General features: G+C 44.9%; 10 protein-coding genes. 7 read left to right on the top strand and 3 right to left on the bottom strand.

The window, feature by feature from the left end; genetic code table 11:
* Positions 1-208, top strand: a 208-nt coding sequence (locus PBAL39_RS21000; RefSeq protein WP_008245338.1) for a hypothetical protein, incomplete at its 5' end; no start/stop codon positions are given.
* 24 nt (positions 209-232) lie between these two features.
* Positions 233-991 carry a hypothetical protein gene (locus tag PBAL39_RS20995; protein WP_008245337.1) on the top strand — a complete coding sequence of 253 codons (759 nt, stop codon included), beginning with the start codon at positions 233-235 and terminating at the stop codon, positions 989-991.
* 57 nt (positions 992-1,048) lie between these two features.
* Here the strand turns inward: PBAL39_RS20995 and PBAL39_RS20990 are convergent, their stop codons facing one another.
* Positions 1,049-2,902, bottom strand: a complete 1,854-nt coding sequence (locus PBAL39_RS20990) for a TonB-dependent siderophore receptor (RefSeq protein WP_008245336.1) — start codon at positions 2,900-2,902, stop codon at positions 1,049-1,051.
* 64 nt (positions 2,903-2,966) lie between these two features.
* Between PBAL39_RS20990 and PBAL39_RS20985 the strand changes: the two genes are divergently transcribed.
* Together PBAL39_RS20985 and PBAL39_RS20980 are read left to right on the top strand one after the other, a co-directional pair.
* A complete protein-coding gene (locus tag PBAL39_RS20985; protein ID WP_008245335.1) occupies positions 2,967-4,472 on the top strand; it encodes a PLP-dependent aminotransferase family protein in 1,506 nt (501 codons plus the stop codon).
* A gap of 77 nt (positions 4,473-4,549) precedes the next feature.
* A complete protein-coding gene (locus PBAL39_RS20980; RefSeq protein WP_008245334.1) occupies positions 4,550-4,747 on the top strand; it encodes a hypothetical protein in 198 nt (65 codons plus the stop codon).
* Between the two features lie 82 nt (positions 4,748-4,829).
* On the opposite strand, the gene PBAL39_RS20975 is transcribed toward PBAL39_RS20980, so the two are convergent.
* Entirely contained in the window at positions 4,830-5,393 is a 564-nt protein-coding gene (locus PBAL39_RS20975; RefSeq protein WP_039867344.1) for a DUF4256 domain-containing protein, read from the bottom strand.
* A 57-nt stretch (positions 5,394-5,450) separates the two neighbouring features.
* Positions 5,451-6,215: a LuxR C-terminal-related transcriptional regulator gene (locus PBAL39_RS20970; RefSeq protein WP_008245331.1), complete on the bottom strand. Its 765-nt coding sequence runs from the start codon at positions 6,213-6,215 to the stop codon at positions 5,451-5,453.
* 89 nt (positions 6,216-6,304) lie between these two features.
* On the opposite strand from PBAL39_RS20970, the gene PBAL39_RS20965 reads away from it, so the two are divergent.
* From PBAL39_RS20965 to PBAL39_RS20955, 3 genes are all read left to right on the top strand, one after another.
* Entirely contained in the window at positions 6,305-6,955 is a 651-nt protein-coding gene (locus tag PBAL39_RS20965; protein WP_039867343.1) for a DUF1349 domain-containing protein, read from the top strand.
* Positions 6,956-7,037: 82 nt separating this feature from the next.
* Positions 7,038-8,099 carry a LacI family DNA-binding transcriptional regulator gene (locus PBAL39_RS20960; RefSeq protein ID WP_008245329.1) on the top strand — a complete coding sequence of 354 codons (1,062 nt, stop codon included), beginning with the start codon at positions 7,038-7,040 and terminating at the stop codon, positions 8,097-8,099.
* A 308-nt stretch (positions 8,100-8,407) separates the two neighbouring features.
* A complete protein-coding gene (locus tag PBAL39_RS20955) occupies positions 8,408-9,985 on the top strand; it encodes a beta-N-acetylhexosaminidase (protein ID WP_008245327.1) in 1,578 nt (525 codons plus the stop codon).
* Positions 9,986-10,005 lie beyond the last annotated feature (20 nt).

The following is a 10,005-nucleotide window of genomic DNA, read 5'->3' as shown; positions in this document are numbered from 1 at the left end:
TGCTTCTACTTATGAGATCATTGATGCAAAACCGCCGCTGAACTTTGAATGGAAGGATGCTTACAGATACAAATGGGGCTTTAGCAATAAGTTTGAAGAAGGATACGCAGATAACAGCGCCGGTTATTCCAGACAGGTGGGGGATCGTCAGACTTTTACAAGGTATGTGGGACGTAGCTTCAGCCTTTCCCTTTCCTACAATTTTTAATTCCGGACTCAAGATTGATATTAAATGAAAAAGATATATAATACATGGATGGTGCTAATGACAGCATTGGCCATTTTCGTTTCTTCTTGTGAAAAAGAAGGAAAACCGGCAATTGTGCCGATTAAGGATTTACGCCCAACGAGCTTTAGTGGTTTCGTGATGGGGGATACGCTGGAACAGTATTTTGACGGCGTCAGGATCCGGGAGTACTACGGCAGGGTTCGGTTTAGTGGTAAAATTGCTTTTGAAAGCGAAAATCCCATAAACATGGAACTGAAAAAGAAAAGTACAGGTGAGGTCCTTTACACGCGCATCATTGAAAATAACGCTACGGCGGAAAAGCCGTTCAGCTTCTTCTATGACGGGGAAAAGTTGACAGAGAACTACATTTACCCAGCCGATATTGAAGGATTGGAACAGATTGCGTTTTATTTGGATTTCCCTGAGGGGGTGGCAGCTGATATTGTCTATGGAGATGGATCAGATGTGAACTCTGTTATATACCTCGCCAGGAATATTCAGCCAAAACAATGGTCGGAATTTATAAAAATACCTCCCCTGGAAGGGGAGATGTATGTTTTTCTGCTAAAAGCCGGAAAGAACGAATACCTCATCGACAACGATGTAAACTATAGCTATATGAACGCAGGGATTCAGCTGCCAAATAAGTATGGTTATCAGGGCGGAAAGGTGCAGAGCTGGTATGTGGGCATGAAAGCGGATTCACAAGGGAAAACGGTATTGTTTCCTCAGGAAGACCTGGTGAGGCTGTTTCCGAGATAAGTGCATTAACTATATTTTATCCTCTTCACGAAACCGTGAAGAGGATTTTTTATGAACTTAAAGATTGACAAACTTTATACCCAGGCTAAACCAGCGTGAAGGAAGTGGAATGGTACCAATCTCGGAATAGGTGGTATCGAAGATGTTCTGAGCATCGACATAAACCGTAAATTTCTGAAGTGACTGGCTTAACCTAAAGTCATTGACCCAGTAGGATGAACCTGCAATCCTGTCGCTAAAACGCGTGGCAAATAAAACAGAGAATTTTTTATACTGTAGGTCTACAGTATTCGTTACCTGATGTTTGAGTGATGAAATGAGGTACTTGGATTGTAGGTTAGGCTGTCCATCGCGAAACTCGGAATCCAGGTAGGAATAAGCGAGGTTGATATTGAGCTTCGCCTGAGTGCTTAGCGCCATACTGTAGTTTGACCGGATGTTGAACCCTCCGGTAACCATGCTGCCCATGTTATTACTTTGCCATGGCTCGCTGGTGCTTGCCCTTGTCCAGTCGATGTAGTTGGAGATTTTCCGGTAAAAATAGTAAGAGTCGAGGCTGAAATTCCGATAGACATATTTGAAACCTAATTCTGCCTGGAAGGCGTTTTCTGGTGTCAGGGAAGCGTTGCCGATATTACCTGGACGTTGATTTAGGTACAGATCGGTAAAAGAAGGAGTCCGCTGACTGGTTCCTATGTTTCCAACCAGCTTAAGTCCGCTTGTGATGGCGTAGCTGGCATCAAGGCCCGGGTACACCTGCCATTTGTAATCGGAGTTGTAATTGGCATAGGCACCGATGTTGATGTTCAGATTTTCAAGTAAATACGTCCTATACTGCCCGTAAATCCCCAGGTTCCTGCGGTCGTGCTCTCCAATGTTTGACGAGTTGATGTCTTCGCTTCGTACTTCTGTACCGAAGCCCAACTCACCGCTGTTCATCTTATAGGAGGTGTTGAATTCAGCAGCCAATGAATTGCTGAAATGGCGGCTTCTTCCGGTGGTCGGGGTATAGCGGTAATCATCGTCGTTGTAGCGGTAGCTCAATCGCGGAAGAAGCGTCCAGCGCTCCGACAGGATATGCCTGGACTGTACCGCAGCAATGGTTGTCTGAATGCCTTCAGAAGAATTCCTGTCGCCCGGAGCGGCATAAAAACCATTGGCTCCAAAGTGATTATTGATATAACCAAAAGAGGTCATGATCTCATTTGAGTTGTCAATCTGATAATTACCCTGGTAAAATATCTTATTGTTTTCAAACTGGGTGTTATACCTGTATCCGTTACTTTTATCATGCGAGCCAAAAAGCGAATGCTGTTGTTTTTTCGAGCTTAGTACTGTTCCGAGCTGAATGCCCCTGCCGTAAAAGGTATCGCCGGTACCTTCGCTGTCTTTCTCAAAGTTGGAACCACCGTAGGCATTCACTAGAAATCCAGAATGGTCCTGTTTTTTGGTGATGATGTTGATGGCACCGGTCAGGCTGTTAATGCCATATATTCTTGCTGCCGGACCACGTATGATCTCAATTCTTTCGATTGCTTCAACCGGGATAGGCAAATTCAGCATGTTGTGTGCCGTTTGAGGATCAATAATTTTTGTGCCGTTCAATAGGACTACTGTTTGCTCAAAACTTCCACCATCGACGCTGATGTCGACCTGACTTCCAAATGGCCCCCTTTGTCTTAAATCGACGCCATTGGCATATTGCAGGATTTCCTGAATGCTGCGTGCCGGCAGCTTGGCTATGGTCTCCTTGTCAATAATGTAAACATTTCGGTTTTGTTTGGAGATGGGGGTGCTGAATCTGTTTTCGTTGATCACCACCTCGTTGATGTTGATGGCTGTATCCCGTGCGTCCTGTGCCCTTACTTTAATGCAGAGCAGGATCAGCAGGGTAAAATAAATTATTCTCATTACGTTAAAGTTTTGCCAAAAGTAGTACCTTGCCGTACCACTAAAGTATACCAGTTTTTAGAAAATGGATGGTCCGGTTCAAATTCCCTTTAAAAGTTTTATTCACCTTAATCCCAAGGAATCCACAGCACTTTACCTTCAGCTCGTCTTTGAATTCATAAAAGCCATACAAATGGGCGTGCTACCGGGGGGGACGAAATTACCCGGGACACGGATCTTGTGCAGGTTGTTGTCTGTTAACAGGAACACCCTCATCAAGGCTTTTGAAGATTTGGAATTGCAGGGATACATCGAAACGAAGGCAAATATTGGCACTTTTATATTGTCGGATCAGCGACCGCAGAATGCCGTAAAGGGCTATTCCTCGAATCCTTCACAAGGTTCTGCAACGCAAACCGGATTTGATTTCAAACGCTCTTCTGTGCTGGAAGATCCGAAGGAAGTGAGTAATCTTCCTTTTCAGTTTAATGATGGGTTGCCGGATTTGAGGCTTGTACACACCGATGTGCTTGCGAGGTTATATACCTCGAAGTTGAAGCGGAGAAAAAATACGAGAAGCTGGCAGGAAATCCAGGCGTATGCACATTCCAGCTTTAAGGATCAGTTTGCCAACTTTTTGAATTTAACGCGTTGTCTGAGGATTTCCACCTCAAATCTGCTGACTGCCAGCAGTCATGAGATCAGTCTGTTCCTGGCGACGCGATTGTTATTAAATCCTGGCGACAAGGTGGTTGTGGCATCTCCAGGTTACTACCTTTCCAATATGACGCTGTCTGATGGCGGAGCACAGATCATTCCGGTATCGGTTGACGGAGAAGGGATGAATACCGATCACCTGAGGGAGATTTGCCAGAAGCATCAGATCAGGTTGTTATACCTGACCTCCAATTATCATTATCCTACCACCATTCCGCTGAGTGCAAAAAGGAGGATGGAAGTCCTTGAAATGGCGGAGCACTTTGGTTTTGTTATCCTGGAAGACGACTATGATTTTGATTTTCATTATGACAATAGCCCGATTCTTCCTTTGGCCGCTTTTGGTAACAGTAAACGTGTGGTATACGTCGGCTCGTTCGGAAAATCATTGCCCTCAGGTTTTGGCTGGGGATTTATTGTTGCTCCTGCAGTGTTCATTAAAGAGCTGGAGAAACATCAGAATATCCTCGAACCGGGTATAGATGTGATCAAAGAGCAGGTGTTGACAGACTGGATCCAGGATGGGGAGGTACACCGGCTTTCAAAGAAAAATAAAAAGACGTATAAAGAGCGAAGGGATCTTTTTGTTGCACTGCTGAATGAAAAACTGAAAGATCATGTCCGTTTTCAGGTCCCTCATCGCGGCCTGGCCATCTGGGTAGAATGGTTGGACAGGTTCAACCTGATCAACCTGCAGAAAGTTTGTGCTGCAAATGGCTTGTTTTTGCCGAAAACCATACTGTATCAAACAAAAACTGTCACAGCAACTCGTCTGGGCTTTGGGCACCTTGATCATCAGGAGATGACAAAGGCTGTGGAGATTTTAGCCTCGTCCCTGCATGCAGTACTTGCGGGCAATCCCAAGTATTCATAATTAATAGTCTGAAAGGTGGATGATTTAATTAAAACAGCCTGAGTCCGGAGTTGTTCTTTTCAGTAAATAAGATCGTTATGGAAAATCAGGAAGAGAAAAACAAAGAAAATAAAAAAGAAGGTGTAATCCCAGAAAATGAGCTGGCTGGCAGTGATTCGGATAAGGCTTATGACGAAAATGGGGATTTCGTGACTAAAGACGGGGATAGCGGAGAAAAAGCGCCGGAAGATCAGAAAGGGACTGATGCCGATACGACTGCATCTTCTGCGGTTTAGAAAATACCTTAGCCACATAAATTATCTGGCTAAGGCATTTTATTTTAAATTATAATTGGCTGAGATCACCGGGTTTGTTTTTCTAACCTACCCTCAGGGAGCCACGAAATGCCCGGGCAGCATAGTAAGAGGAAGCGCCATTATGATATACAAAGACATGGTCGTAGCGTCGATCTGAAAAAAGAGCGCCACCATGTTTTCTGATAGCATCAGGGGTCTGGATCCAACTCGAGGTTTTTGTGTCAAACTTACCCAGCCTCTGCAATTCCCGCGACTGTTCCTCAGTCAGCATTTCGACGCCCATCGCCGCGGCCATGTCCATGGCGTTATGCTCCGGTTTAAATTCCTTCCGCGATTCCAGTCCTTCCAGGTCATAACAGATACTCCTACGGCCCTTCGGGCTTTCTGGAGCGCAGTCGAAGAATATGTATTCGTCGGTGGTTTTGTCGTAGCCAACCACGTCCGGTTCTCCGCCAGTGTTCTCCATTTCATTCAGCGACCATAGCTTTTCGGGATTGGCTTCGAGCTTCGCCTGTATTGTGCTCCATTCCAGTCCCTGATGACGGTTAGGATATTGTTCAAAACGGGCCTCCAGGATGTCCAGTAAAGATTCTTTTTCGGCTGCGGACAGTGTTTTGTTGTTCATGGCGTTATTTTTCTGGTGAAACTTTAATGCCAAGTTACAAAATTCATCACTGCAAAATTAAATCAACCGCATGAGTTCCGCAATTCTACACGCTTCATGTGAGTTACTTACCCTTAGTTTCTCAAGGATATTCTGACGGTGTCTATTTACGGTATTGATGCTGATCGAACATAAGTCGGCAATTTCTATACTCATCTTTCCACTTCTGATCAGGGTAAGTATTTCTTTTTCACGTACCGATAGGATGTTGCTGGTCTTCTGATCATCAGGTTTGATGATCTCCCCGGTTGCAGAATTGACAATCGCACGCTCGGGCTTGTCTATGGGAAGGTCTTCATCCAGCATGTTGTAAAGACACAAAGCGAGCCATAGGCTTCCATTTGGGAAACTGCTGATGTAAAACATCCGGTGTTTGATATAGGTATATGTGCCCTCCGCATTGAGGATCCTGATTTTGCTGTATACATAAAAGTTTACCCTTTCTGCAATGGGCACACTCTTCAGCATATTGAAAAACTGTAATTCCAGCAGGTGTTTGTTGATCAGGTCCTCCGGATGGATCCTACTGAAAATCTCATCTTCCCAGATGGAGTTGAGCTCATTGGAAAGGGTGTCTTCAGAAAAGCCAAGCCTTTCTGCGACAGCCCCTTTATAGAGGTAGCTGACATTGGCTTTCATATCACTCAGGACAGCGATGGAGTTTTCCGTTCTGGCATACATCATCGCTGTATTCTGATAGAAGGACAAGTTCAGCTGCATTTCCTGATGATCTCCGAAAACCTGGTTCAGTAATTCTTCGTTGAGGGAGGTGGCAATGTTCATCTTATGGTTATTTATCAGTATTGACTGTTGTTTTCCAGTGATATACCTTTGTCAAGGTAAAAATATTAATGGTTATCCAATATATGAAAATGAAGAAACTGATCTTGTCTGTAGCCGCCCTCGCATTTGCCCACCTGGGTTTTGCTCAAAGTCTTGAAAAGATGCAATGGTTTAATGAGCCAGGGAAATGGGAAATTAAAGGTAATTTCCTGAGTATGTTTGTAACGCCTCAAAGTGATTACTGGAGGATTTCGCACTACGGGTTTACAGTCGATGACGCTCCTTTTTACCATAGTACGTATGGTGGTGAGTTTGAGGCGAAAGTGAAAATCACCGGTGATTACAAAGCCCGTTTTGACCAGGCAGGGCTGATGCTCCGCATTGATCATGAAAACTACATCAAAGCGGGGATTGAGTTTGTGGATGGCAAATATAACCTGAGTACGGTAGTCACCCACAAAACCAGCGACTGGAGTGTGATTACTTTGGAAAAAACACCTCCCTTTGTATGGATAAAAGCTGTCAGGAGGCTGGATGCGGTGGAAATCTTTTATTCTTACGATGACAAAACCTATCAGATGATGCGGAACGCCTATCTTCAGGACAACCACCCGGTAATGGTCGGTGTAATGGGGGCAAGTCCGGATGGAAAAGGCTTTACCGCTAAATTCGAAAACTTTGAGGTAAAACACCTCGCAGATCAGAGAAGACTGGAATGGTTAAAGAAGAACGCCAATTAGGGAAGGCTTCAGGAATGCTGTGAGCTGCCGTAAGGGGCTTTCTTCTTGAACTGCATTGCATTATAACTACCTTTGCAGGATCATGAAAAAGGAACAGGAGACTACAAAGGGCATAAAAGAGATTGCAAGGCTGGCCAAAGTTTCGATAGGTACTGTTGACCGGGTAATCAATAACCGCACTGGAGTATCAGTAAAAACCAAGGAGAAGGTACTGCAGATCATTGCTGAGCTGGACTATCAGCCCAACATCATGGCGCGGATGCTGGCTTCAAAAAAGGTGATCAGGATTGCGGCCCTGATCCCCGCGGTCTCCAATGAAACCGGTTACTGGAATGCGCCCCTGAAAGGGATCAATGAGGCTGCCTCGGAAATCAGGAATTTTGGGGTGTCCGCAGATTTTTACTTCTTTGATCAGAACAACAAAAAGACCTTCAGGGACCAGTGTGCAGTTATCCTCGATAATGGGTATGATGGTATACTGCTGGCACCGATGTTCGAGGAGGAAGCTATGGATTTCCTGGACAACTGCGCGAAGCGTGATCTGCCTTTTGTATTGATCAATTCCGATCTTGAGCATCAGCCCAGGGTCGCCTATATCGGTCCGGATCTTTTCCAGAGCGGATACCTGGCCGGCCATCTCACGAAGTATCTGGTTAAGGAAGCACAACAGGTCCTGATTGTCAATATATCCAGGGAAATTACCTTTCAGCACCATCTGCTGAAGAAGGAAGAAGGGTTTAGGGCCTGTCTTGCTGCTCATGATCTCTCAATTGAAGTTGGCAAGGTGGACATCAATGAGACGTCATATGATGCTGTGCAGCAAAGACTGCTTGAACTGTTTGACCTGAATAAACCGGATCTGGTTTTTGTGACCAATTCAAGGGTGTCTTCAGTTGCCCGGTTTTTACAGGAAAATGCGATTGAGGGCGTACAGCTCATTGGTTATGACTTCCTGGAGGAAAACATTGCGTACCTGAAAAACGGAACTATTGATTTTCTGATTTGTCAGAAACCCCAGGAGCAGGGATACCGCGGGCTGATGTCGCTTTATCAGCACCTGATCAGTGCCCCAACTGTGGAGCAGTTGCAATACATGCCAATCGACATCATTACGAAAGAAAATTATCTTTATTACAGAAACTGATTATTTTATCGAGCTTAATATTTGAATTTTAAAAGTTATATAATATATTCGTGTACGTTAACGAATGAGTTATTCGTTGTTTTAACGGTAAATCGGAGTTGAAGTTACAATACGCTTCATTTTTTTTACCTGATTTTCGTTAACGTACACGTTCTTATTGGCGACTGGTGTTTATTTAGCTGGGGAGGAGCAGGAGAAATGTGCGACAAGCCGATAATCATGAGGGAAATATTAAATTTCAGCGACGGAACATTTAAATCAGCCGGTTAACATTAAAATTAAATCAATACAGGAAGATAATCTGAGATATGAGGTCAATAAAAGTAAAATACAGGTTTGCGCTACTCAGGCTGATGCTGGTGATGTTGCTGCTGTTTGGAGGGTTTAGTTATGCACAGGTAATGAACCCTGCCGGCTCTGGCGAGTCCTTCAAAATAAGAGGCTTCCATCTTGACCTGAGGGTACAGGTAATGAAAATGCCCGCCTTGCGGGAATTTGCCCTTCAGCTCAGCAAAAACGGCTTCAATACCCTGATCATGGAATGGGAAGCGTCATACCCTTATGAAAAACACAGTGTGATTACCGGGCAGTACGCCTATACCAGGGAAGAGGTGAAGAGTTTTATCGACTACTGCAAATCACTGAACATCGATGTAATCCCTCTCCAGCAGAGTTTTGGGCATGTGGAATACATCCTGAGGCACTATCGTTACAAGGAGATCAGGGAAGACCAGAAGGACTTTTCTCAGGTAAATCCGCTAAAAGAAGCGGAGTGTAAGGCTTTGTTTACAGACTTGTTCAAAGATATGATTGCTACCCACAATTCTCCTTACATACACATTGGGGGGGATGAGACTTACCTGCTCGGGCATTCAGAAGAATCCAAGAAGAAAGTCGCTGCGGTAGGAAAGGGAAGGCTGTACGGCGATTACATCAAGATGTTGTGTGAGGTTGTGGTCAGCCTGGGTAAAAGGCCGGTCATATGGGCAGACATCGCTTTGAATTATCCGGATGCCCTGGTGGGCCTGCCTAAGGAAACAATCTTTGTGGACTGGAACTACGGATGGGCCCTGAACCGGTTTGGAGATCATGATCAACTGACAAAAGGAGGCTTTGAGGTCTGGGGCTCGCCATCCATCAGAAGCCATCCCGATAATTACTTCCTGACAGAGTGGAGAAAACATTTTGAAAATATCCGCATGTTCATCCCCCAGGCAAAAGATCTCGGTTATCAGGGAATGGTGATGACCTCCTGGTCGACCTCAGGATTGTATTCCGGGATACGGGAATCTACTTCAGATTTCATCGACCTGCAAGCCATCCGAAGGGTATATCCCATTTCCGGCTTTCGCATGCTCATTACTGCATATTTTGACCAGATGAAAAATACGCGGGACTTCGATATTGATCAGTTTGTGGACCGGTATAGTCGCGATACCTACGGATTAGATGCCAGACAGGCCACCTTATTCTGGACGGCATTGCAACGCGCACCGTATGAGGTCAACCAGGGAAAAGTCAGTCAGCCAGGATTAAGTATCGCATCCCTTTTGGATAGCGCCAGGCAGAACTCCCGGGAGCTTCAGTCGCTGAAGCCCCTGAAAAATAAAGAAGAGTTTGCCCATTACCTGCTGATGAGCGATATCCGGGTCTTTTATCTGAGTTGTATTCTGATTGAAAGTGAGATGAATTCAGCTTCATACACTATAGATCGGGCGCCGGAATTACTTAAGCGACTTCATACGCTTGATCCGGGTCAACTGAACAGCAGGTTTGAAGCACTCAACCGTCACCTGTTATTTGCCGATGAAATTCAGGTTGAAAACCAGCTCCGCAACAGCCGGTTTGAGCTGCTAAAAAGTAAGTTAAGTCACCCTGTTAAGTAAACATTCAGTTAGATCAGCTC

It is taken from the genome of Pedobacter sp. BAL39 (genome assembly GCF_000170795.1).
In the GTDB taxonomy this organism is placed as follows: Bacteria; Bacteroidota; Bacteroidia; order Sphingobacteriales; family Sphingobacteriaceae; genus Pedobacter.
Note: the sequence above shows the minus strand (reverse complement) of the source record. Positions and strands in the feature narration are given on the sequence as shown.

Bases quoted from the DNA above. Each gene is read 5' to 3' on its own strand.
- PBAL39_RS20995 (WP_008245337.1), top strand. From the start codon at position 233: ATGAAAAAGATATATAATACATGGATGGTGCTAATGACAGCATTGGCC.
- PBAL39_RS20990 (WP_008245336.1), bottom strand. From the start codon at position 2,902: ATGAGAATAATTTATTTTACCCTGCTGATCCTGCTCTGCATTAAAGTA.
- PBAL39_RS20985 (WP_008245335.1), top strand. From the start codon at position 2,967: ATGGATGGTCCGGTTCAAATTCCCTTTAAAAGTTTTATTCACCTTAAT.
- PBAL39_RS20980 (WP_008245334.1), top strand. From the start codon at position 4,550: ATGGAAAATCAGGAAGAGAAAAACAAAGAAAATAAAAAAGAAGGTGTA.
- PBAL39_RS20975 (WP_039867344.1), bottom strand. From the start codon at position 5,393: ATGAACAACAAAACACTGTCCGCAGCCGAAAAAGAATCTTTACTGGAC.
- PBAL39_RS20970 (WP_008245331.1), bottom strand. From the start codon at position 6,215: ATGAACATTGCCACCTCCCTCAACGAAGAATTACTGAACCAGGTTTTC.
- PBAL39_RS20965 (WP_039867343.1), top strand. From the start codon at position 6,305: ATGAAGAAACTGATCTTGTCTGTAGCCGCCCTCGCATTTGCCCACCTG.
- PBAL39_RS20960 (WP_008245329.1), top strand. From the start codon at position 7,038: ATGAAAAAGGAACAGGAGACTACAAAGGGCATAAAAGAGATTGCAAGG.
- PBAL39_RS20955 (WP_008245327.1), top strand. From the start codon at position 8,408: ATGAGGTCAATAAAAGTAAAATACAGGTTTGCGCTACTCAGGCTGATG.